The organism is Amycolatopsis oliviviridis (assembly GCF_014654365.1).
GTDB lineage: Bacteria > Actinomycetota > Actinomycetes > Mycobacteriales > Pseudonocardiaceae > Amycolatopsis > Amycolatopsis oliviviridis.
In genome coordinates this window covers 441646-464135 of the sequence record NZ_BNAY01000001.1, presented here as the reverse complement: position 1 = coordinate 464135, position 22490 = coordinate 441646, and the positions used below count along the sequence as shown (strand labels likewise).

Genomic DNA, 22490 nt, shown 5'->3' with positions numbered 1-22490 from the left:
TATATTCGAAGTGACTTCGACTTTGAGGGGGCCGGCATGACCCACTGGGACGTCCACCACTTGCCGCGCGCCGACGGCAAGACCTTCCTGGTCACCGGCGGCAACGCGGGGATCGGCTACTTCGCCGCCGAACAACTCGCCGGGACCGGAGCCACCGTGCTCCTCGGCAGCCGGGACGCCGCCAAGGCCGACGCCGCGATGGCGTCGATCCGGTCCCTGGTCCCGGACGCGAAGCTCGGGCACCTGCGGCTCGACCTTTCCGATCTCCCGTCCCTCGAGTCCGCTGTGGACGGTCTGGGGGTCGAGCGGCTCGACGCCGTCGTCTGCAACGCGGGCGTGCTCCTGGAGGATCAGCCCAGGAGGGAGACCGCCGAGGGCCACGAGCTGACGTTCGCCACCAACCATCTCGGGCATTTCGTCCTGGTGCACCATCTGATGCCCCTGCTCGAAGCGGCGGACGCCGGTCGCGTCGTCACCACGGGCAGCTTCGTGGGCAAGTCCGCGGAACTCGACCTGGACGATCTCCAGAACAAGCGGGAATACCAGCCCAAACGCACGTACGCGCGCTCGAAGCTGGCACAGATGCTGTTCGCCTTCGAGCTCGACAGGCGGCTGCGCGCGGCCGGGAGCACGGTGCTCAGCGTCGTGGACCATCCCGGCGGCGCGCTCGACTCCCTGACCCCGTCGCGCCCGGTGCACCCGGCGCCGGACGGACGGAAGTTCCCGGCCGGGCTTCTGTTGCACGGCAAGGAAGCCGGGGCCTGGCCCGCCGTCCGCGCCGCGCTCGACCCGGCCGTGCGCGGCGGTGAGATGTACGGGCCCCGCGTGTTCGGCCTGCGCGGTGAACCCCGGCGGGAACCGGTCCGCGGCAAGCTCGCCGACACCGAGCTCGCCGCCCGGGTGTGGGCGGCGAGCGTCGGCCTCACCGGCGTCGAGGTCACACGGTGACGTCGGTGGATTCCGGTTCGGACCGGCGACGGGACCTCAGGCCCAGCAGCAGGTCGATGACCAGGAACGCCAGCAGGCTGATGCCGAACAGCGGCACGAACCAGCCGATCGCGGCGGCGAGCACGACGAGCCCCGCCACCAGCGCGGGCGGCGCCTTCCGCCACTGACCGCGCGGGATCGGGCGGCCGAAGGTCAGCCCGGTGGCCCGGGTCGGCCTGCGCTGCCACCACATCCGGTAGCCGAGCACGACCATCGTGACCAGCCCGGCGCCGAGCAGGAGCAGCGCGATCTGGTTGGGCCAGCCGAAGAGCACGCCCATATGCGCGTCGATCCCCCACCGAGCCAGCTTCGCCATCAGCGGGTAGTCGGCGAACCGCACCTCGCCGAGGACCTGCCCGGTGGTCCCGTCGACCGCGACGGCGTCGACCTGCGTCGGCCAGCCGCGTTCGACTTCCGCCACCTGCCAGGGAGCGCCGGGTTTGGTCGGCAGACCGATCTCCACCGAAGCCGCGTCGATCCCGGCGGCGCGGGCCGAGGCCAGCATCGCGTCCACGCTCTCGGGCCGCGCGGGCGCCGGAGCGGACGGCGCTTCGCCGTGACCCGCGTGCCCGGCGTGTTCGTCCCCGCCGGTCACCTTCAGCGCCGGGGTGGCCCAGCCGAGGGATTCACGCAGGGCGCTGACGTTCTCGCCCGCGTACGCCGACCACGTCAGTCCCGTCGCGGACAGGAACAACGCGCCGAGCAGGACCCACAGGCCGACGGATCCGTGACGGCGCACCGACTTCCCGCGTGCGGACTCGGTCTTCGCGGCCTTCTCCGCCTTCTCGTTCCGCCGGGTGCGGCGGCGGCTCACCCACAACACGAGACCGCCGAGCGCGACCACCCACAGCCAGGACGCGGCGAGTTCGCTGTAGAGCCGTCCGGGTTCGCCGAGCAGCAGGTTGCGGTGCAACTGGTCGAGGGTGGTCCGTAACGGCAGCGCGCCGCTGGAGCCGTACGCGACGAGGTCGCCGCGCACCTGCGCGGTGGCGGGGTCGACGAAGACCGCGCGGCGTTCGGACTCGCCGAGTCCCTCTTCGGCGAACAGCACCCGGGTCGTGTCGCCCGGTGCGGGAGCGGGACGGACGGCCACCAGGTCACCGCCGGGATGGGCCGCTTGCGCGGCTTTGACCTGATCGGCGAGCGAGGCCTGGTTCAGCCCGACGGGTGCCCGCAGCTGATCGGAATAGATCCAGGACTCCATCTGCGGTGTCGCCGCGTACAGGACACCGGTGAGAGCGGCGATGAGGACGAACGGGCCGACGAGAACGCCGGCGTAGAAGTGGAGCCGGAGGAACAGCCCGCGCCAGCCGGACGCGCGCGGCGGGCTCGAGGTCGGTTCGGTTTGCGTTGCCATGGGGGAACTCCTGAGGCGTCGGTGGGGAGACGTGCGCCTGCGCCGCGCGCCGGGGTGGTCACGGCACGCGTGCTGAGCCCTGCCGGGACACGGGTCTCGGCAGGGTTTCGGGGATCAGGCGAACGACACCGGCGGGCCGCGCCGCGAAAGGACGTCTCGCAGGAGCGCCTCGGTCGCGGGGAACTTCACCGCGAGCGGGACACGGATCCGCAGCGGTGCCGTCGCGGGCCGCGGCGTGAGGCGGCGCGGAAGCACCGAAGCGATCAGCGTCAGGAGGGCGAACAGGACGCGCTCGGCGCCGGCGAGCGCCGCGACCACCACGAGGGTCGCGACGGCGTGCCCGGCCGCCATGGGCAGGCCGTTGCCCGGGGTGTCCGCGTGGTGGGAGTGCGATTCCCAGGTGAGGAAGGTGAGGGAGGCGTGCATCGCCGCCTGTCCCCCGGCCACCAGGCACAGGATGGCGAGCGGCCCGCGCCGTCGTCCCGCGAACGCGTAGGCGACCCAGCTCAGCAGGGCGACGAGCAGGACGACCACGCCGAGGTCGGGCATGCGCCCGCTGGTGCTGACGTGGGCCCCGGTCGCCAAGATGCCGGTCAGGACCCCCACGGCCCCGCCACGGAGGCGCCTGGCCGGGCCTCGGGTCGGGGTCGGCGTGCGCACGGGAGGCAGAGTAGAGCGCGACCGGGCGTTCTGTCTCTCCTTGATATCGTCCCCCGGTGTTCCGTAGCCTCCCGTTCCTCCGGCTCTGGCTCGGGAACACCGCCTCCGGCCTGGCGACCTGGGCGCTGCCGTTCATCCTCGGCCTGGCGGTGCTCGAACGATCACTTTCCGCCGTGGACCTCGGCATCGTCCTGGCCGCGCGCACCGCGGGATTCCTCGTGGCCGTCCCGGTGGCCGGGGTTCTCGCCGACCGGCACTCGCGTCGCCGGGTGGTGCTCTGGGCGGGACTCATCGCGGGTCTCGCCACTCCGGTGATCGCGGCAGGCATGGGCCGGTCCGTTCTTCTGACCGCCACCGCGGCCGCCGTCGTCGGCATCGGGCAGGGCGCGTGCCGCCCGGCGTTCCAGGCGCTGACCGCCGAAGTGATCGCGGAGGACCGGCGTCAGCAGGCCAACGCCGCGATGACGCTGGCGGTGCGGGTCACGACACTGGTCGCGCCCGGTCTCACCGCCTTGCTTTCGCAGCTCGCCCCGACAACGGTCCTGGTGATCGGCACCGGGGTGCTGTGGCTCGGCACCGCGTTGATCCCGCCGCGAGGCACGTTCGCCCCGGCCCCGGCCCCGGCCGTCGCCAGGACCCATTTCTTCCGCGAGTTCACCGACGGCCTTCGCGAAGCTCGCCGTCACCCGTGGTTCCTGGCCGGGCTCGGCGCGCTGACCGCCGTGATCGCGACCGGTTACTCCGCCACGGGCGTCGTGCTGCCACTGGTCAGCCGCGACCGCTACGACACCGAAGCCGTCTTGGCGGGCGGGCTCACCGCGTACACACTCGGCGCGCTCGCGGGCGCGGTCTTCATCGCGCGCTGGCGTCCGAAGCGGCAAGGCTGGGCGGCATTGATCGGGCTCGGCTGTTACGGCTTCGCGCCCCTGAGCCTGCTGTTCCCGGTGCACCCGGCCTTCGTCATCGCCGCTTACGCCGTCGCGGGGCTGGGCATCGAACTGTTCAACGTCCCGTGGTTCACCGCGACCCAGCGGGAGGTCGAACCGGGGAAGCTCGCACGAGTGTCCTCTTTGGACTTCCTGTTCTCCTACGGCCTGGCACCCGCCGGGCTGGCGCTCATCGCGCCCGCGATCGACGGGTTCGGGGCGGCGCCGGTCCTGGCGGTGTGCGCCGTCGTCTGTTTCGCCGCGCCGGCGGCCGCGGCGCTCGTTCCCTCGTCGCGCGACTTCCGGGTTACCGCACCGATCAAGAGTGTCTAGTTCTTGCGCTCGATTGCGGTAAAGTTTCACCCATGACGCGTCGTCTTGCCGAAGTCGCCCGCAAGGTCGGGGTCAGTGAAGCCACGGTCAGCCGGGTACTCAACGGCCGATCCGGGGTCTCCGCCAGCACCCGGGCCGCCGTCCTCACCGCGCTGGACGTGATGGGCTACGAACGACCGACCCAGTTGCGCGGCGACCGCGCCCGCCTGGTCGGCCTGGTCCTTCCCGAACTGCAGAACCCCATCTTCCCCGCACTGGCCGAGATCATGGGCAACGCGCTGGCCCAGCAGGGCTTCACCCCGGTGCTGTGCACGCGGACCGCGGGCGGTGTCTCCGAGGCGGAGTACGTCGAACTGCTTCTCCAGCAGCAGGTCTCCGGTGTGGTGTTCGCCGGCGGGCTGTACGCCCAGGCCGACGCGGTGCACTCCCACTACCACCATCTCGCCGAACGCCGCCTGCCGACGGTGCTGATCAATGCCGCCGTCGACCACCTCGGACTGCCGCAGATCTCCTGTGACGACGCGGTCGCCGTCGAACAGGTCGTCGGGCACCTGAGCTCGCTCGGGCACGAGAAGATCGGGCTCGTCCTCGGCCCGACCGATCACGTGCCGTCCCAGCGCAAACTCGAGGCTTTCCGCGCCTACGCGGGCAAACTCGGGCTCCCGGTCCTGGACGAACTCGTCGAACACGGCATGTTCTCCATCGAAGGCGGGCACGCGGCCGCGGCCCGGCTGTACCCGCGCGGCGCGACGGCCGTCCTGTGCGCGAGCGACCTCCTGGCGCTCGGCGCGATCCGCGCGGCACGACGGCAGGGACTGTCGGTCCCCGAAGACATCTCGGTGGTCGGCTACGACGATTCGGCCCTGATGAACTGCACCGACCCGCCGCTGACCACCACCCGCCAGCCGATCGAGGCGATGGGCCGCGCCGTGGTGGAACTGCTGGTCAAGCGCATAAACGGCGGCGAGGTGGCGGCCGAGGAGCTGCTGTTCGCACCCGAACTCGTCGTCCGGGGCTCCACCGCCCGCCGGTAACCCGCCCCCGCGTTTGCTTGAGGCGCAAGGCAAAGGTGGCATGCACGCTCAACGGCTTCTGAGGTTGTGAGCCACTTTCACAACCTTCGCCGTTGTGAAAGTGGCTTTCACAACGCTTCCGAAGCTCCGCCACCCACTAGGACAGCAAGACCTGTGACGAAGGGGACTTTCCGCTCGTGCGATGAAGGGAAAGTCCCCTTCGCCTCGCTGATCACCCCTGGCGCCAGTCCGTGAAGGCCTCCTTGAGGGACCCAGAGTCCCTTAAGGAGGCCTTCACGGACTTCAGCACCCGACCCCTACCCCGCAACTAGTCACCTACTTGCGAAGGGGGCGCTTGAGTGCCGAAGGGGCCTTCACCGCGTCTGACGTGGCGAAGGGCCCCTTTCGCACGTCCGCCGCCTCCGCAAGCAGGTGACTGGTTGCGCGAGCGTCCCTCGTCCGGCAAGTACTGTCGCAAAGTTGCAAGTTCTCATCCAGTTATTGCGTTAATCCGGGGCTTCACTTTAGAGTGACCGCAATCACGTGACAGCCGTCGCGATCCCGAGATGAGGCTTGAAGATGAGCAGCACTTGGTCCCCCACCGTGCGCCGCCGGATGTTCTGCCTGCTCCTTGCGGGCGGACTCACTCTGGGGGTGGCCGCCTGCGGTTCCGGTTCCGGTGACAGCACCGGGGCCGGGGGCAAGGTCAAGATCACGGTCACCGGCCAGCCACCGACCAGCCAGCCGTTCGAGCGCAGCGTGTTCGACGCCGACGTCAAGGAGTTCGAGGAGTCCCATCCCGACATCGACATCGAGCCGCACGAAGGGTTCATGGACCCGAAGACGTTCTCCGCCAAGCTCGCCGGCGGGCAGCTCGAAGACGTCTACTACGTCTACTTCACCGACCCGGCGCAGATCATCGCGCGCCGCCAGGCCGCCGACATCACCGAAGCGGCGAGGAGCCTGAAGAATTTCAACGACATCAAACCGGAACTTCTGGACAACTTCCGGAGCGCCGACGGCAAGCTCTACGGCCTGCCGACGATGAACTACAGCATGGGCCTGCTTTACAGCCGCCCGCTGTTCCAGAAGGCCGGGCTGGACCCGAACAAACCACCGCAGACCTGGGACGAGGTCCGCGAAGCCGCGAAGAAGATCGCCGCGCTGGGCAACGGCACCGTCGGGTACGCCGACTACAGCAAGAACAACCAGGGCGGCTGGCATCTGACCGGCTGGCTCTACTCCATGGGCAGCGAAGTCGCCCGCAAGGACGGCGACAAATGGGCCGCCGCCTTCAACAACGACAAGGCCAAGGCCGCCCTGAACCAGCTGCGCGCCATGCGGTGGGACGACGACAGCATGGGCAGCAAGCAGCTGCTGGAAGCGCAGGACGTCCAGCGGATGATGGGCGCGGGCCAGCTCGGCATGTACATGGCCGCCCCGGACAACGTCCCGGTGCTGGTCAAGCAGTTCAACGGCAAGTACGAGGACTACGGCGTCGCCGGGATGCCGGGTGGCCAGGGCACGCTGCAGGGCGGCGAGGGGTACATGATCAACCCCAAGGCCTCGCCGGAGAAGATCAAGGCGGGCCTGGAATGGGTCCGCTGGAAGTATCTCAACCCGGAGCGTTTCGAGAAGCACGTCCAGCAGTACGTCGACGGCAAGCAGCCGGTCGGCTTGCCCGCCGAGCCGACGCCCGATATCTGGCAGGGCGCCGTCCGCGATCAGCAGCTCGCGGTGAAGACCAAGCACGCCAACGTTCCCGCCGAGAATTTCCAGTCCTATGTGGATGCGAGTTCGCGGATCAAGGGCAGCATCGAACCGCCCAACGCGCAGCAGGTGTACGCCATCCTCGACAGCGTGATGCAGGCGGTGCTCACCGATCGGAACGCGAATATCGATCAGCAGCTGTCGTCGGCGGAGTCGAAGGTCAACAGTGTCCTCGCCCAGGTCAAGTAGCGTCCTCGACTGGCCCGCGGCGAAGTCGTCGCGGGCCGGTCGCCCGGTCGCGTCCGCGGCCGAACGCCGCCGGACCCGCTTTCGCCGCAAGCTCAAGGAGAACGTCACCGCGTACGGGCTGCTGTGCGCCGCGCTCGTGGTGTTCGCGTTGTTCTCCTGGTACCCGATCGTGCGCGGTGTGCTGCTGAGCTTCCAGCAGGTCGACTTCGTCAATCCGCCGACGTGGGTCGGGTTCGACAACTTCACGCGCTTGTTCGAAGACCCGCTGTTCGGCGTCGCCTGGCGCAACACGCTGCTGTTCACCGGGCTCGCGCTGGTCTTCGGGTTCGTGGTGCCGTTCCTGACGGCGGTGCTGCTCAACGAACTCCGGCACGCGAAGGCGTTCTTCCGGCTCGCGGTCTACCTGCCGGTGATGTTGCCGCCGGTGGTCACCGCCCTCATGTGGAAATGGTTCTACGACCCGGGTGCCGGACTGTTCAACTCCGCGCTCGGCGCCGTCGGCCTGCCTGGCGGCCAGTGGCTCGACTCCAGCGACACGTCGATGCTGTCGCTGGTGTTCGTCTCCACGTGGGCGAACATGGGCAGCACCACGCTCATCTACCTCGCCGCGCTCGGCACGATTCCCGGGGAGCTCTACGAAGCCGCCGAACTCGACGGCGCCGGGATGTGGAAGCGCCTGATCCACGTCACGCTGCCGCAGACCCGGTTCGTGCTGCTGGTACTCCTGCTGCTTCAGGTCGTCGCGACGATGCAGGTGTTCACCGAGCCGTACGTGATGACCGGCGGCGGTCCGGACGATTCCACCGTCACCGTGCTCCTGCTGCTGTACCGCTACGCCTTCGTCTACAACGACTTCGGTTCGGCCAGCGCGTTGAGCCTGCTGCTGTTCGTCGCGCTCGGCGTGTTCTCCGCGTTGTACGTGCGCCTGACCAGGAAGGCGGATCAGTCATGAGGACGCTCCTCTCCCCCAGCACGCTCCGCAGTCCCGGTGGGAAGATCGGGTACGCCGTCGTCTTCGGCTGCACCCTGCTCCTGTTCGTCATCGCGTTCCTGTTCCCGCTGTACTGGGCGGTGACCGGCGCGATGAAGTCCCCGCAGGAACTCGCGCAGACACCGGCGACGTTCGTCCCGAACGAGTGGCATCCGGAGACCTTCGCCGACGCGTGGGATCAGCTGAGTCTCGGCAAGTACTTCCTCAACACGATCGTCGTCGCCGGCGGCGCGTGGCTGGCCCAGCTGGCCATCGACGTCCCCGCGGCGTTCGCGTTGTCGAAGCTGCGGCCGAAATTCGGCAACGTCGTACTGGGACTCATGCTGGCGACGCTGATGCTGCCGGCGGCGGCGCTGCTGGTGCCGACCTACGTGACGATCACCGATCTGCCGCTGCTGCACGTCAACCTGATCAACTCTCCGGCCGCGGTCTGGCTGCCCGCCGCCGCGAACGCGTTCAACATCTATCTGCTGAAACGGTTCTTCGACCAGATCCCGGACGAGCTGATCGAAGCCGCGCGGATCGACGGCGCCGGGCCGGTGCGCACGCTGTGGCGGATCATCCTGCCGATCTCGCGGCCGATCCTGGCCGTGGTCTCGATCCTCGCGGTGGTGGCCGCGTGGAAGGACTTCATCTGGCCGCTGCTGGTGTTCCCGGACACCGAAAAGCAGACGCTGTCGGTGATGCTGCAACGCGTCGCCATCGACATGCCGCTGAACGTGCTGGTCGCCGGCATGGTCCTGGCCAGCCTGCCGATGGTGGCGCTGTTCCTGGCGTTCCAGCGCCACATCCTGGCCGGGCTCACCGCCGGCAGCATCAAAGGCTGATTTCCGCCGCACTCGGGGTTTCCGCAAACGATTGGGAGGGCAATTTCCGTGACCGCATTGGGGCAGTCCGCCGGATGGTGGCGGAGCGCGGCGATCTACCAGGTCTACATCCGCAGTTTCGCGGACGGGAACGGCGACGGCGTCGGCGATCTCGCCGGGGTCCGCGCGCGCCTGGACTACCTGGCCGAACTGGGGATCGACGCGATCTGGTTCACCCCGTGGTACCCGTCGCCGATGGACGACGGCGGCTACGACGTCGCCGATTTCCGAGAGATCGACCCGCTCTTCGGCACCCTCGCCGAGGCGGAGGAGCTGATCGCCGCGGCCCACGCGAAGGGTATCCGCGTGATCATCGACATCGTGCCGAACCACTGCTCCGACGAGCACCAATGGTTCAAGGACGCGCTCGCGGCGGAGCCGGGATCGCCCGAGCGGCAACGGTTCTGGTTCAGACCGGGCCGGGGGCCGGACGGCTCCGAACCGCCGAACAACTGGAAGTCCCGCTTCGGCGGCTCCGCGTGGACGCGGGTCCCGGACGGCGAGTGGTACCTGCATCTCTACAGTTCGCGCCAGCCGGACTTCAACTGGGACAACCAGGACATCCGCGCGGATTTCGAGGACGTGCTGCGGTTCTGGTTCGACCGCGGGGTCGACGGTTTCCGCATCGACGTCGCCGACGGGCTGGTGAAGGATCCGCGGCTGCCCGATGTCGACCCCGGTGACGAGACGCCGTTCTCCGATCAGGAGGGGCTGCACGAGATCTACCGGTCGTGGCGCAAGATCGCCGACAGCTACCCGGGCGACCGGGTGCTGGTGGGCGAGATGTGGCTGCCGGACATGTCGCGGGCCGCGCGGTATCTCCGCCGCGACGAGCTGCACGCGGCGTTCAACTTCGACTTCCTGGTGTGCCCCTGGGATTCCACGCGTTTCCGGGATGTCATCGAGCGGACGCTGGTGGCTCACGACGAGGTGGACGCGCCCGCGGCCTGGGTGCTGTCCAATCACGACGTCACCCGGCACGTGACCCGGTACGGACGCGAGGGCGACACCGGTTTCGCGTTCGCCGACCGGCTGCACGGCACCCCGGTCGACCGGGAGCTGGGTACTCGCCGGGCCAGGGCGGCGGCGCTGCTGACCATGGCGCTGCCCGGCGGTCTGTATGTCTACCAAGGGGAAGAGCTCGGCCTGTGGGAGATCGAGGACATCCCGGACGAACTCCGCCAGGATCCGGTGTGGGCCCGCACGAACGGCGCCGACCCCGGTCGTGACGGCTGCCGGGTTCCGCTGCCCTGGTCCGGCGACACCCCGCCGTTCGGCTTCGGCTCCGGGGGAACGTGGCTGCCACAGCCCGCGGAGTGGCGTTCGAGCACGACGGAGGTCCAGGCGGCCGAACCGGCGTCGATGCTCCGGCTCTACCGTGCCGGTCTGCGCCTGCGGGACGAACTTCCCGCGCTCGGCCCCGGCGGTTTGGAGTGGCTGTCACTGGGTGACGGCGTCCTCGCGTTCGCCCGGGAGCCGGGGTTCACCTTCGTGCTGAACTTCTCGGACGCACCGGTGCCGCTGCCGCCGCATCGTGAGGTGCTCATGGCCAGTGGCCCGGTCGAGGACGAGCTCCCGACGGATACGGCGGTGTGGCTGCGCACCTGATCAACGGCCGGTCGTGACCCGGCTGATCCGGCCGCGCATTCGTGCGCGGCCCGCCGGGTCACGCCACCGGAGGTGCCTGTCGAGCACCTCGCGGAGCACACCGCCGAGAACGAGGCCGTCCGCGGCGGCTTCGACACAGGGATGACCGCGGAGCCAGTCGAACAGCTCCGAGGACCGCCCGCCCGGCAGCACGGACCGGAGGAGGTCTTCGGTGGTGTGGTCCGCTTGCGCGCACACGTACAGCGCCCACCGATGCGCCTCCGAAGGCGGATTCCCGGCCAGATGCGTGTAGACGGTGTCGACCACGTAACGCGCCGCGTCCGCTCGTGGTGACCTGCTGACCTCGGCGGCCAGGGAGAGCGCGAACGGATTGCCCGCCGCGAAGTCCACAATGGACTCGTGAAGGCTCTGCTCGACGTCGCGCGCTTCGAGCAGGGCCGCGGACTCGTCGTCGCTCAGGGCTTCGAGCTTCCGGAGCCTGATCCGGCCCGACCAGGTCGGATCGACCAGTAGCGTGGCGTCCGGGTCACGCCGTCCCGCGATCACGACGGTGGCGTCGTCGGGCAGCCGGCGGAAGACGTCGGCCGGGTCTTCGAGGTCCTCGAACGCGTCGACCAGCCGCACGGGCTTGCCCATCGCGGCCGCGTCGTCGGCGAACTTCCGCAGGAGTGTCGACTTCCCGATACCGGGAGCGCCGGTGAAGAACAGCACCTCGATCCCCTTGGCCGGCTCCCTCGCGAGCAGCCGCCGGAACTCGGCGCGTTCGCGCTCGCGGCCGACGAACAGCGAGTCCCGTGCGCGGAGAACGGGCGTCCGCTCCTCCTCGGCGCGAAGCACCTTCTCGTGCAGGGCCCGCAGTTTCGGTCCTGGCCGGACCCCGAGTTCTTCGTCGAAGAGGTCGTGGATCGCCCGGTAGAGTTCGAGCGCCTCGGCCCGGCGCCCGCCCCGATGGAGGGCGAGCAGGTAGATCTCGTACAGCGGTTCTTCGAGGCGGTTCCGCTCGATCAGCGCGGGGACCTCGGCCATCACCTCGTCGTGCTCCCCGAGCTCCAGGCGCAGCCGGAGCAGTTCCTGGGTGGCGGTCAGCTTCAGCCGCTCCAACCGTGAGCGCTCGTGTTCGGCCGCCTCGCCGGGGACGCCGGCCAAAGCCGTCCCGGTCCAGAGGCCGAGCGCCCGCTCCAGCAGCTTCGCCGCCGTCTCCACGGTGCGGGTCTGACGCGCGCTCTCGATCAGCCTGGCGAATTCGACCGCGTCCACCTCGAAGGGGTCCGGGTCCAGCTGGTAGCCACCGGACCGCGAGAGGATCGCCGATCCCAGTCCCTGCAAGGAAAGCAGCCGCCGGAGACGGGAGATGTAGGTGCGGATGACGGCCTCGCCGGTCACGGGCGCCCGCTCGCCCCAGAGTCCGTCGATCAGCTCACCGGTCCGGACGAAACTGCCCGCGTTGGCCAGCAACAGCATCAGGACGGCCTGCTGCTGCGGCGAGCCGAGGTCCAGCCGGGTGCCGCCGCTGGTGAAACCGGGCGGGCCGAGCACGGTGAAGCGGTACCGGACTTCCTGCGGGAGCGGAGGCATGAGCCGAAAGGTAAGCGGGCCCCGGCGGCTCCCGCGACTGTCGGACGACGTCGTCGGCGTACGTCGTCCACCCATGACGTACAGGAATGACGTCGTCCGACGGGCGCCGAGGTCCCGGCCGGATTCCTACGGTTGCGGCATGTCTGAAACCACGTACACCGCCGTCGCCACTTCGACCGCGGAAGGCCGCAACGGCGGCCGGGCGACCTCCGACGACGGCGCGCTCGACGTCGGCCTCGCCGTGCCGAAGGCCTTCGGCGGCGCCGGCGACGGCACGAACCCCGAGCAACTGTTCGCCGCGGGCTGGGCGTCCTGCTTCGTCGGCGCCGTCCGCCGGGTCGCGGGTGCCAAGAAGGTGCCGCTGAACGACCTCGCGGTCGTCGCCGAGGTGACGCTGCACCACGACACCGGCGCGGGCGAATTCCACCTGAGCGCCGCGCTGCACCTGGAGGCCACCGGTATCGACCAGGCCACCGCCGACGAACTGGTTCGGGGCGCGCACCAGGTGTGCCCGTACTCCAAGGCGACGCGGGGGAACATCGAAGTCACGCTGGACGCGACCGTCGCCTGAGGTGCGAGGCAGAATGGCGGCGTTTCGGGTTATAGAGGCGTAAGGCAAATATGGGCGCGTTCAAGCCTGAGACGCCCGCCCCGAGTGTCCATATGGGACACTCAGGGAGCGAAGGCATGCCCGATTGATGCCTTTAAGTGCGGTTTCGCGGGGAGTCGCGAGCGGTAAAGCAAAGGTGTCATGCTCGCTCGCGTGCATGTCGGCCTCGGATGTTGTGAAAGCCTCTTTCACAACGTTGAAGGTTGTGAAAGTGGCTTTCACAACACTGCCCTGCCGCCAGACCTCCCGTACCGACCGCTCGCCTGTCTTCGCCGACGTCGCGAAAGCCACGTTCGGGACACCGAGTGTCCCCGAACGTGGCTTTCGGGACGCTTCCGAGCCCCAGGACGCGACCGTCGCCTGACACCCGCTTCCCGGATGTCATGAAAGGGCCGTTCAGGACGAAAAACGTCCTGAACGGCCCTTTCATGACACGACGCCCTTGAGTTCCGCCCGCGAGCTCACCCCGAGCTTCGGGAAGATCCGGTGCAGATGCGTGCCCACCGTCCGATGGGACAGGTAGAGCCGCTGCCCGATCTCCCGGTTCGTCAGTCCCTCCGCGGCCAGCTGCACGATGCTCAGCTCGTGCGGGGTCAGCTTCTCGCGCGCGTCGGGGCCGCGGTTGGGGCTGGATTCCCCCGCGCTCCGCAGTTCACGACGCGCGCGTTCGGCCCACGCGGTCATGCCGAGCGCGTCGAACGTCTCCCGCGCGGTGCGCAGATGCGCTCGCGAGTCGACAGCGCGCCGCTGCCGTCGCAGCCATTCGCCGCAGGCCAGATGCAGCCGCCCGCGTTCGGCGGGCCACCCGTCCAGTTCGGCGCCCAAGGCGGTCTCGAAGAGTTCGTCGCTCGGATCGAGCACCGCGCGGGCGTAACGCAGCCCGATGTGCAGTGCGGGCGCCGGGGTCGACCGGGCCAGCCGCTCCATCTCCGCGACGATCTCGCGCAGCGCCTCGACCTGGCCCGCCCGGATCGCGACCTCGGCGAGGTCCGCGACGAAGTAGACGCGCAACGCCAGCTGGAAGGCGGGATCGGCGGGGTCGAACAGCCGCCGCAGGTCGGCGAACGCGTCGTCGAAGCGACCCTCGCTCGACGCCGTGATGCCCCTGGCCAGCTGCACCGTCGCCAGTACCGGCCGGGCGCCGGCGGCGAGGCCGGTCCGTTCCGCCTCGTCGGCCAGCGCTTTGGCCTGTTTGTGCTCACCCCGCAGCGCGGCGATCTCGGCCTGGACCGCGGTGGCGAAGCCGTACATGAACGGCTGCCCGGTCTCCTTGGCGAATTTGGCCGCCTCCGCAGCGACCGGCACGGCCGCGGCGAGGTCACCGAGCCGGACCCGGCTCCACGCCTGGACGGCCAGCGCCCGCGGCAGTAAGCCGAGCCTGCCTTGCGCCCGCAGCCCCGGTGCCGCGGCCGCGGAGAACCGGGCGGCCAGATCGACCGCGCCGACCTGCAGCGACGCGCTGCCGAGAAAACGGTCGACCTCGGGATCGGCGCCGGTGGTGGCGGCGAGTCCGCGCAGCTCGCCGAGCACGGACTCGGCCCGTTCGAACGGCGCCACATACGCGGCGACGGCGACCAGGCGCGGGTCCGAGTTCTCGACCGGGAGACCGTCCGCGACGGCCAGCAGCGTCCGTCGCGCCTCCGCGCCGGGTTCGGCCCAGAAGCAGCGCATCGCGGCGCCCCACAGGACCCGCATCGCCGGATCCGGCCGCCCCTCCTCCGCGACCGACTCGGCCAGCCGCGCGAGTTCGCCGACCCGGGAGAGATCCTCCCGGACGCCGTCCTCGAAACCGCTGAGCAGCCAGCTCGCCGTCGATCGTTGCCGTGGCGTGAGTTCCCCGGCGCGCGCGTCCCCGACGAGCCGTTCCGCCGTCTCGCGGCCACCGGATTCGACGGCCAGTTCGGCCGCGCGCAGCAACCGCTCCGCCCGGCGTTCCGGGTCCGCGCTCAACCGGGCCGCCTGCTCCAGCGCGGCGACGGCGGCGGTCGCCCCGCCGCGGTGCCGCGCCCGGTCGGCGGCGTTCTCCAGTTCGCGCGCCACTTCTTCGTCGGCACCGGTCGCTGCGGCCGCCCGCTGCCAGGCTCGTCGGTCCGGTTGCTCGCGAAGGGTCTCGGCGAGGGCCAGGTGAGCGCGCCGCCGTTCTTCGAGCGGCACCGACGCGGGGATCGCCGCACGCATCAGCGGGTGCCGGAACGAGACCGTCCGGGGTTCGAGGTCGACCAGCCGGGCCTCGGCGGCGGGTGCCAGTGCCGACGGCTGGACGTCTTCGCCCAGCAGCGCGCTCGCCGACGCGAGTGTCTCGGTGAGCGAACCGGTCTCGTTGAGCGCGGCCACCAGCAACGTCGTGCGCGCCGGTTCCGGCAGGGCGGTGAACCGGGCGGCGAACGTGCGCTCCAGCCGTTCGGTGAGCGGCAGCACCGGATCGGGTGCCTCGGTCACCGCCGACGGCAGTTCGGTGAGGGCCAGCGGATTCCCGGCGGCCTCGGCGAGCAGCCGGGACCGGACCGGGGAGGCGAGCCCGGGGGCGACGGAGTCGAGCAGCTCGGCAGCCACGTCGCCGGGCAGGCGTTCGAGGTCCATTGAGGACAGTCCCGCGTCCCGCAACGGCGACGGCTCCCCGTCCCGGAGGGTCGCGATCAGCACGATCGGCTCGGTGTCGATCCGCCTGGCCACGAACGCGAGGACGTCGGCGCTCTCGCGGTCCATCCAGTGGACGTCCTCGGCGACGATCAGCAACGGCTTGCCCGCGGCCTCCTCCGAGAGGAGTGTCAACGCGGCGAGCCCGACGAAGTACGGATTGGGCTCCGCCGACTCGGCCAGCCCCAGCGCCGCCCAGAGCGCGGAACGCTGCGGCGCGGGCAGGGTGTCCGCTCCGGCCCGCACCGGATGCAGCAGCTGGTGCAGGGCCGCGTAGGCGAAGTTCCGTTCCGCCTCGACGGCGGTCGTGCGCAGCACCCGCAGGCCCCCGACCGTCGCCGCGGCCACGGCCTCCGTCACGACGGCGGATTTGCCGATGCCGGGTTCCCCCTGGATGAGGACCCCGGCGCAGCCCGCGGCGGGCCCGTCGACGAGCTCGCTCAGGTCCTTGAGCTCGGCTTCCCGTCCGAAAAGCGGCATGGTGCGGCATTCCTCCCCTGGGCCGGACGGCCCAGTCCGACGATACCCAAACGGTCCGGTTAGGACTTCCCGGCGGCGTCCACAGGATGTAGACGGCGTGTCAACACGTCCCGCCTACCTTCGGTCCCATGCACAAGGCTTCCCGGTTCACGCTCGCCCTCGCGCTCGCCGGCCTGGTCGTCGGGCTCGCCCCCGCGACCGCGAACGCCACCCCCGGCCGCGGGGTCAGCGCCGTGACGGTCTTCGACCAGGTGACCGGCGGCACGCAGTACGTCCTGAAAGAGATCACGCTGGCGCCCGGCGGCAGCACCGGCTGGCACTTCCACCCCGGATCCGTGACCGGCGTGGTCGAACGCGGCGTGCTGAGCCACCACGACGCGACCTGCGCGAGTGACGGCGTCTATCACCCGGGGCAGGCGATCTCCGAGGCGAGCGGGCCCGGCTATGTCCACATCGGACGCAACCTGGGCGCGGAGCCGGTCGTGCTCGAAGTGCTCTACCGGGTGCCCGCCGGCCAGGCACTGGCCGTGGACGTGCCCAACCCTGGCTGTTCTTTCGAATAACCGGCAAAGGAAAGTGATGAGACGCAAGAAGATGTTCCTGGCGGCGGCGCCGCTGGCGGCCTTGCTGCCGCTGGTGCTGACCTCCGTCACGCAGTCGGCGCCCGCCCAGGCGGCGACGTCGTCGTGCGCGGCGGTGCCCGTGGCGGCGCCCTCGGGCGCGCGGATCGAAACGGTCGAGGCGGTACAGAAACCGGGCGGGACCGTCACGTTCCCGCCCACCCCGTTCTCGGCTCCCGCCCCGATCACCGGCGTGCCCGCGTACTGCGAGATCACCGTCACGCTGACCCACGGCACGGCGGGCGACCACGTGAAGGTCGCCGTCGCGCTGCCGCGGACCGGGTGGACGGGCAGGCTCCAGGCGGTCGGCGGCAGCGCCTACACCGCCGGTGACTTCGGCGCCCCGCTCGTCCAGGCGGTCAAGGACGGCTACAGCGGCGTGACGACCGACGCCGGTGTGCCCCTGACCTTCCTCGACACCTCGTGGGCGCTCACTCCCCAGGGCGAGATCAACAAACCGCTGGTGACGAACTTCGCGACCCGGTCCGTGCATGAAGCCGCCGTGATCGGGAAGGACGTGACCCAGAAGTTCTATCAGCGGGCCGTCGGCTACTCGTACTGGAACGGCTGCTCGACCGGTGGCCGTCAAGGCTACTCGGAAGCGCAGCGCTATCCCGGCGACTTCGACGGCGTCCTGGCGAACGCGCCCGCAGTGCACTGGGCGGAGTTCGCGGTCGCGACCCTCTGGCCGCGCGTCGTGATGAACCAGGAGAAGACCTACCCGGCGACCTGCGTCTTCACCGCGTTCCAGCAGGCCGCGATCAAGGCCTGCGACGGCCGGGACGGCGTCTCCAACGGCATCGTGGACCGGCCGGACGAGTGCAGCTACGACCCGCGCTCCCTCATCGGCACGAAGGTGCTCTGTGAGGGCAAAGAGGTCACCGTCACCGCGGCGGACGCCGAGGTCGTGCGCAAGATCTGGGCCGGGCCGACCGACGAACACGGGCGGCGGCTGTGGGCCGGGCTTCCCAAGGGCGCGGATTTCGGCCCGGTGACGACCGCCCCGGGATTCCCGGTGGCCACAGGCTGGGTGAAGACCTTCCTGAAGAAGCAGCCCGGGTTCGACACCGAGAAGCTCACCTACCGTCAGTTCGCCGACCTGTTCCGCCAGTCGGTGCGAGAGTACGACCAGGTCATCGGGACCTCCGACCCCGATCTGTCGGACTTCCGCCGCGCGGGCGGCAAGCTGATCACCTTCGTCGGCAGCGACGACCAGCTGATCCCGCCGGGCGGCACGCTCCAGTACCGCCGCGAGGTGGAGCGGGAGATGGGCGGCCCGAGGCGGGTCGACGACTTCTACCGCTTGTTCCTCGCCCCGGGTGTCGCGCACTGCTTCGGCGGCGCGGGCGCTGCGCCGACGAACGCGCTGGGCGCGCTCGTCGACTGGGTCGAACACGGCAAGGCACCGGCGACCCTGCCGGCGGCGAACGCCGACAAGACCCTCACCCGCGATCTCTGCCCGTATCCGCAGGTCTCGCGCTACCGCGGTCACGGTGATCCGGCGGTCGCCACGAGCTACCGCTGCACCGCCCGCTGAGGCCCTCCCCACCCGTGCCCGTCGTGCCGCCGCCCCCATCGGCACGACGGGCACTTCCTCACTCTGTGAGAACTTCCGGCGTTACCTTTGCCCTACCCCTCGAAAGTACGGTATTGACGACGAGAGGCCTCGCGACGATCAAACCGTGCGAATCGGGAAAATCCCCCACGGGGGCGGTCAGATTCATTGCACCGCAACGGAATCGCCTGCCGGATCACCACGAACAACCGTCATATCACCCCGCGTTCAAGCCGGGCGATATGACCCAAATGGTATGTACCAGTCCGTGAACACGCCTCGTACGGTCGGGAACGAATCTCCCTCCCCCGCCCGTTTCCGAGGAAAGCGTCGACATGAACAGAAAGATCCTCGCCGCCACAGCCGCGGCCATAACCGGGGCAGGCCTGCTCACCGCCATCGCGCTCACCCCCAGCGCGAGTGCCGGTCAGCAGGCCTCCTCGGGAGACCAGGCACAGTCCGAAATGCTGGCCGCGATGGCCCGGGACTTCAAGATCAGCCCCGACCAGGCCAAGGCCCGGATCGCGAGCGAGCAGCGCGCCGCGATCGCCGACAACACCCTGAAGAAGCAGCTCGGCACCTCGTACGCCGGCTCGTGGCTGGACTCGTCCGGGACCACGCTCACCGTGGCGGTCACCGACGCCGCCCAGGCCGACCTGGTGCGCGCCGCCGGCGCGACCCCGAAGACCGTCGCCCGCAGCGCCGCCGACCTCGACGCGGCGAAGCTGCGGCTGGACGCCAAGTCCACCAAGGCACCGAAGACCGTTCCCGGCTGGTACACCGACGTCGTCACCAACTCGATCGTCGTGCTGGCCAACGCCGGTGGCGAGGCCGCCGCGAAGTCGTGGGCGGCCGACTCCGGCGTGCCTTCCAACCTGTTCCGGATCGAGGCGAGCACCGAGCAGCCACGCCCGCTGATCGACATCATCGGCGGCAACGCCTACACCTTCGGCTCGGGCCGCTGCTCCATCGGTTTCGCGGTCGAGGGCGGCTTCGTCACCGCCGGTCACTGCGGCACCACCGGCACCCGGACGTCGAACCCGAGCGGTTCCGTCGCCGGCTCCAGCTTCCCCGGCAACGACTACGCCTGGGTCCGCGCCGACGCGGGCAACACCCCGCGTGCGCTCGTGAACCGTTACCCCGGCACCGTGCCGGTCGCCGGTTCGACCGAGGCCGCGGTGAACTCGTCGGTCTGCCGTTCCGGTTCCACCACCGGCTGGCGCTGCGGCACCATCCTGCAGAAGAACACCTCGGTCACCTACCCCGAGGGCACCATCACCGGCCTGACCCGGACGAACGCCTGCGCCGAACCCGGTGACTCGGGCGGTTCGTGGCTCACCGGCGACCAGGCGCAGGGTGTCACCTCGGGTGGCTCCGGCAACTGCACCTCCGGCGGCACCATCTACTTCCAGCCGGTGACGGAGATCCTGAGCGTCTACAACCTGCGCCTGACGGTCAGCGGCAACCAGCCGACGACCACCACCAGGCCGACGACGACCACGCCTACGACCACGACCGGGCCGACGACGTCGAACCCGCCGGGCGGCACCTGGGCGCCGTACACCTACTACGGCTCCGGCGCGACCGCCAGCTACGGCGGCAGCAACTATCGCGTGATCCAGCCGCACACCTCCATGCCCGGCTGGGAACCGCCGAACGTGCCCGCGCTTTGGGAACTCGCCTGACCTGGGCCGCCCCCGGTGACCTCACCTCGCCGGGGGCGGCTCCTCCCCCTGACGACGGCGCGCTGACGGCGGATCTCGAATCCCTCGTCCCCCGCGCCAGCCGCGGTGACCCCGCGGCCACGAACGAGTTGATGTGCCTCGTCCAGCCGGTCGTCGCGGACTACTGCCGCAGCCGGATGGGCGGGGTGGACGTACGCGTGGTCGCCGCCGAGGACATCGCGCAGGAGACCTGCCTGGCGGTCCTCACCAAGCTTCCCACCACCCGGGCCACCGGCGGTTCCTTCCTCACCGCCGTCCTCCGGATCGCCGCCCGGAAGGTCGCCGCAGCCTTCCGGTGGCGAGCGCGGGACAGATCTGAGCCCACGCCCGACCCGCCCGAACGCGCGACGCCCGAGACCGACGAACCCGAGTGGCACGCCCTCGCCGCCGACGGCCACGACCGGCTGACCCGGTTGATGAGCGCCCTGCCCGACATCCAGCGCGAGATCATCCGCTTGCGGATCACCGTCGGCATGTCGGCCCCCGAGACGGGAGCGGTCCTGCGGGTGAGCCCCGGCATGGTCCGGGTCGCCCAGCATCGCGCCCTGCAGAAACTCCGCACGATCATCAGCGAGGACGACCTGTGATCAGCCCCCTCATCGGCCCCGGGGACGGCCATACTTGGCCGGTGGAAATCGATGTCCGGCATCTGCGCCTCCTCGACGCGATCGCGTCGGCGGGCAGCATCGCGAAGGCCGCCACCGCGCTCGGGCTGTCTCAGCCCGCGCTGAGCGCGCAGCTCCACCGGGTCGAGCGGGCGCTGGAGCGGACGGTGTTCGAACGGGACCGCAACGGCGTGCGGCCCACCGCGCTGGGCGAGGTGCTCTTGAACCACGCGCGGCGCGTCCTGGCCGCGGCGGACGAGCTCGACCTGGCGATCCGCCGGTTCCACCGCGCACCGTCGGAGGGCCTGCTCCGGATCGGCGCGCTCCCGACGGTCTTCGCCGAGGCGTTGAGCGGCGTGGTCGCCGCGGCCGCCCCCGGACGTCCGGTCGAACTGCTCGCGGTGACCAGCAGGACCGCGTTGTTCTCGTCGCTGCTCGACGGCACGGTGGAACTGGCGCTGTACGTGGACCATCCCGGTCAGGAGATCGTTCCGCCGGACGGCGTCCACATGCTTCCCGTCGGGACGGAACCGGTCTTCGTGATCGTGTCCTCGAAGCATCCTGTCGCCGGGCGCGGCGAGGTCTCACTGTCCGAGCTCACCGATTCGGCGTGGCTGGCCGTGGCGGGCGGGGACGACGAGTTCCACGACCACCTGACCGACCAATGCGCCCGGGCCGGTCTCGGCACGATCACCGTACAGGAGCTGGAACCGATGGTGCTGCGGCAGACCGTCCGGCGCGATCCTCGCGCGGTGGCGCTGGCCCAATCCCTCGATTCCGGTTCGACGATGCCGGGTTCGGTGGTGGCCCTGCGGGGTGTGCCGCTGAGGACACGGCATCTCCTGCTGTGGCGCGACGGATCAGCGGTCGACGTCCCCGCCGTCCGGAGTGGACTGGTCCACGCGATCACCGAGCTGGCCGCCCTCCGGCATCGTCTCCCCGAGTGGGCCGCGGCCAACCCCGGCTGGCTCGGCACCTGACCTCGCCTCCTCGAAGGAGCCCACCGTGGTCGTCCACTGTGGATTATCGGCCAGCCAGGCTCGATACAGGTCCGGGACTTCCATGACGGCGTGCTGTGCCCGCACGAGTTCCGCCCACAGCGCGCGGACCGCGTTCCCGGCCAACGGCCCGCGCTCGTGCCAGTACAGCCGGGTGGTCATGCGCAGCGGGTTGCCGCGCAACGGGATGACCTCGATCCCGCTGCGGCGCCGGGCGGCGGGCACCATCGGCAGGACGGCCTCGCCCAGTTCGCACAGCTGTGCGCAGACGCTCGGCGGCAGGGTACGGATCCCGGGGCTGAACCCGGCCGCCCGGCAGACGTCACCGAGGTAGCCGGTGAACTCCGTGTCGTCGAGGTCCGCGGTGTCGGCGACGCTCAGCCAGCGTTCACCGGCGAGCTCCTCCAGCGCGATCTCGGACCGGCCCGCGAGCCGGTGATGCCCGGCGACCGCCACGAACATCGGTTCCCTCGCGACGGTGACGCGGCCGATCTCCGGCGGAGGAGCGTGGACGTAGCCGGGGAAGTCGACCACGACGAGCAGTTCGAGCCGATGGTCGGCGAGCAGGTCCAGTGCCGCCGGGACGCTCAGCGCGCCCCGGACCTCGACCCCGGTGGACAGCACCCGCGGCACGGCCACCGCCAGGTTCCCCACCAGCTGGCCGGGGATCCCGCAGATCCGGACGGGATCGGGCAGCGTGCCGTATCGGTTGCGGTCCAATGCGGACTCGAGGCGGGCCAGTTCGTCCAGGACGGCACGCGCGTGGGCCACGACCAGCTCGCCCAGCGGCGTGATCCGCGCGCCGTGCCGGTCCCGATGGAACAGTGGGCCGCCGGCGGCGCGTTCCGCCCGGCGCAGGCTTTCGGTGACGGTGGGCTGGGTGAGGCCGAGGGCGGCCGCGGCGGCGGACAGCGTCCCCGTCTCGGCGATGGCGCGGACCACCCGCAACTGCCGGAACCCCAGTTCCATAGACGAACGCTATACAA

General features: G+C 70.3%; 19 protein-coding genes. 14 read left to right on the top strand and 5 right to left on the bottom strand.

What is annotated here, in order from left to right; translation table 11 throughout:
* Nucleotides 1–36 precede the first annotated feature (36 nt).
* Nucleotides 37–948: an SDR family NAD(P)-dependent oxidoreductase gene (locus tag IE302_RS01670; RefSeq protein ID WP_191251022.1), complete on the top strand. Its 912-nt coding sequence runs from the start codon at nt 37–39 to the stop codon at nt 946–948.
* Here IE302_RS01670 and IE302_RS01665 read toward each other — a convergent pair.
* The gene (locus tag IE302_RS01665) at nt 938–2344 is read right to left on the bottom strand and encodes a PepSY-associated TM helix domain-containing protein (protein ID WP_191251014.1); all 1407 of its coding nucleotides are present in this window, start codon (nt 2342–2344) and stop codon (nt 938–940) included. The two genes, IE302_RS01670 and IE302_RS01665, sit on opposite strands and share 11 nt — an antisense overlap.
* Before the next feature lie 114 nt (nt 2345–2458).
* A complete protein-coding gene (locus tag IE302_RS01660; RefSeq protein ID WP_229907546.1) occupies nt 2459–3004 on the bottom strand; it encodes a hypothetical protein in 546 nt (181 codons plus the stop codon).
* A 56-nt stretch (nt 3005–3060) separates the two neighbouring features.
* On the opposite strand from IE302_RS01660, the gene IE302_RS01655 reads away from it, so the two are divergent.
* From IE302_RS01655 to IE302_RS01630, 6 genes are all read left to right on the top strand, one after another.
* Nucleotides 3061–4263, top strand: a complete 1203-nt coding sequence (locus tag IE302_RS01655; RefSeq protein WP_191251012.1) for an MFS transporter — start codon at nt 3061–3063, stop codon at nt 4261–4263.
* A 32-nt stretch (nt 4264–4295) separates the two neighbouring features.
* Nucleotides 4296–5297, top strand: coding sequence for a LacI family DNA-binding transcriptional regulator (locus IE302_RS01650; RefSeq protein WP_191251010.1), 1002 nt, complete (start codon nt 4296–4298; stop codon nt 5295–5297).
* Nucleotides 5298–5855: 558 nt separating this feature from the next.
* Nucleotides 5856–7235, top strand: coding sequence for an ABC transporter substrate-binding protein (locus IE302_RS01645; protein WP_191251008.1), 1380 nt, complete (start codon nt 5856–5858; stop codon nt 7233–7235).
* On the top strand, nt 7213–8187 hold the full coding sequence (locus IE302_RS01640; RefSeq protein ID WP_191251006.1) for a carbohydrate ABC transporter permease: 975 nt from the start codon (nt 7213–7215) through the stop codon (nt 8185–8187). Before IE302_RS01645 ends, IE302_RS01640 begins: the two co-directional genes overlap by 23 nt.
* Nucleotides 8184–9053 (top strand): carbohydrate ABC transporter permease, encoded by an 870-nt coding sequence (locus tag IE302_RS01635; RefSeq protein ID WP_191251004.1) that lies wholly within the window; start codon nt 8184–8186, stop codon nt 9051–9053. Before IE302_RS01640 ends, IE302_RS01635 begins: the two co-directional genes overlap by 4 nt.
* Before the next feature lie 48 nt (nt 9054–9101).
* Nucleotides 9102–10700 (top strand): glycoside hydrolase family 13 protein, encoded by a 1599-nt coding sequence (locus tag IE302_RS01630; RefSeq protein ID WP_191251002.1) that lies wholly within the window; start codon nt 9102–9104, stop codon nt 10698–10700.
* Here the strand turns inward: IE302_RS01630 and IE302_RS01625 are convergent, their stop codons facing one another.
* Nucleotides 10701–12275 carry a BTAD domain-containing putative transcriptional regulator gene (locus tag IE302_RS01625; protein ID WP_191251000.1) on the bottom strand — a complete coding sequence of 525 codons (1575 nt, stop codon included), beginning with the start codon at nt 12273–12275 and terminating at the stop codon, nt 10701–10703.
* Nucleotides 12276–12414: 139 nt separating this feature from the next.
* Here IE302_RS01625 and IE302_RS01620 point away from each other — a divergent pair, with 139 nt between their 5' ends.
* Nucleotides 12415–12846 (top strand): organic hydroperoxide resistance protein, encoded by a 432-nt coding sequence (locus tag IE302_RS01620; protein WP_191250999.1) that lies wholly within the window; start codon nt 12415–12417, stop codon nt 12844–12846.
* 250 nt (nt 12847–13096) lie between these two features.
* Nucleotides 13097–13249, top strand: coding sequence for a hypothetical protein (locus IE302_RS01615; RefSeq protein ID WP_191250997.1), 153 nt, complete (start codon nt 13097–13099; stop codon nt 13247–13249).
* Between the two features lie 62 nt (nt 13250–13311).
* Here IE302_RS01615 and IE302_RS01610 read toward each other — a convergent pair whose 3' ends face one another.
* Nucleotides 13312–16002 carry a helix-turn-helix transcriptional regulator gene (locus IE302_RS01610; RefSeq protein WP_191250996.1) on the bottom strand — a complete coding sequence of 897 codons (2691 nt, stop codon included), beginning with the start codon at nt 16000–16002 and terminating at the stop codon, nt 13312–13314.
* A 128-nt stretch (nt 16003–16130) separates the two neighbouring features.
* Between IE302_RS01610 and IE302_RS01605 the strand changes: the two genes are divergently transcribed.
* The 5 genes from IE302_RS01605 (at nt 16131) to IE302_RS01585 (ending at nt 21486) form a co-directional block, all read left to right on the top strand.
* A complete protein-coding gene (locus IE302_RS01605) occupies nt 16131–16565 on the top strand; it encodes a cupin domain-containing protein (RefSeq protein WP_191250994.1) in 435 nt (144 codons plus the stop codon).
* A 16-nt stretch (nt 16566–16581) separates the two neighbouring features.
* Nucleotides 16582–18159, top strand: a complete 1578-nt coding sequence (locus tag IE302_RS01600) for a tannase/feruloyl esterase family alpha/beta hydrolase (RefSeq protein WP_191250992.1) — start codon at nt 16582–16584, stop codon at nt 18157–18159.
* Nucleotides 18160–18512: 353 nt separating this feature from the next.
* Nucleotides 18513–19862, top strand: coding sequence for an alpha-lytic protease prodomain-containing protein (locus IE302_RS01595; RefSeq protein WP_191250990.1), 1350 nt, complete (start codon nt 18513–18515; stop codon nt 19860–19862).
* A complete protein-coding gene (locus tag IE302_RS01590; protein WP_191250988.1) occupies nt 19847–20488 on the top strand; it encodes a sigma-70 family RNA polymerase sigma factor in 642 nt (213 codons plus the stop codon). Before IE302_RS01595 ends, IE302_RS01590 begins: the two co-directional genes overlap by 16 nt.
* Before the next feature lie 41 nt (nt 20489–20529).
* Nucleotides 20530–21486, top strand: a complete 957-nt coding sequence (locus IE302_RS01585) for a LysR family transcriptional regulator (RefSeq protein WP_229907545.1) — start codon at nt 20530–20532, stop codon at nt 21484–21486.
* On the opposite strand, the gene IE302_RS01580 is transcribed toward IE302_RS01585, so the two are convergent.
* Complete coding sequence (locus IE302_RS01580) at nt 21367–22473, bottom strand: LysR family transcriptional regulator (protein WP_191250984.1); 1107 nt, start codon at nt 22471–22473, stop codon at nt 21367–21369. The genes IE302_RS01585 and IE302_RS01580 overlap by 120 nt on opposite strands.
* Nucleotides 22474–22490 lie beyond the last annotated feature (17 nt).

Coding starts and splice junctions, on each gene's coding strand:
- IE302_RS01605 (WP_191250994.1), top strand. CDS start 16,131: ATGCACAAGGCTTCCCGGTTCACGCTCGCCCTCGCGCTCGCCGGCCTG.
- IE302_RS01645 (WP_191251008.1), top strand. CDS start 5,856: ATGAGCAGCACTTGGTCCCCCACCGTGCGCCGCCGGATGTTCTGCCTG.
- IE302_RS01620 (WP_191250999.1), top strand. CDS start 12,415: ATGTCTGAAACCACGTACACCGCCGTCGCCACTTCGACCGCGGAAGGC.
- IE302_RS01650 (WP_191251010.1), top strand. CDS start 4,296: ATGACGCGTCGTCTTGCCGAAGTCGCCCGCAAGGTCGGGGTCAGTGAA.
- IE302_RS01635 (WP_191251004.1), top strand. CDS start 8,184: ATGAGGACGCTCCTCTCCCCCAGCACGCTCCGCAGTCCCGGTGGGAAG.
- IE302_RS01625 (WP_191251000.1), bottom strand. CDS start 12,275: ATGCCTCCGCTCCCGCAGGAAGTCCGGTACCGCTTCACCGTGCTCGGC.
- IE302_RS01595 (WP_191250990.1), top strand. CDS start 18,513: ATGAACAGAAAGATCCTCGCCGCCACAGCCGCGGCCATAACCGGGGCA.
- IE302_RS01670 (WP_191251022.1), top strand. CDS start 37: ATGACCCACTGGGACGTCCACCACTTGCCGCGCGCCGACGGCAAGACC.
- IE302_RS01580 (WP_191250984.1), bottom strand. CDS start 22,473: ATGGAACTGGGGTTCCGGCAGTTGCGGGTGGTCCGCGCCATCGCCGAG.
- IE302_RS01600 (WP_191250992.1), top strand. CDS start 16,582: ATGAGACGCAAGAAGATGTTCCTGGCGGCGGCGCCGCTGGCGGCCTTG.
- IE302_RS01665 (WP_191251014.1), bottom strand. CDS start 2,344: ATGGCAACGCAAACCGAACCGACCTCGAGCCCGCCGCGCGCGTCCGGC.
- IE302_RS01610 (WP_191250996.1), bottom strand. CDS start 16,002: ATGCCGCTTTTCGGACGGGAAGCCGAGCTCAAGGACCTGAGCGAGCTC.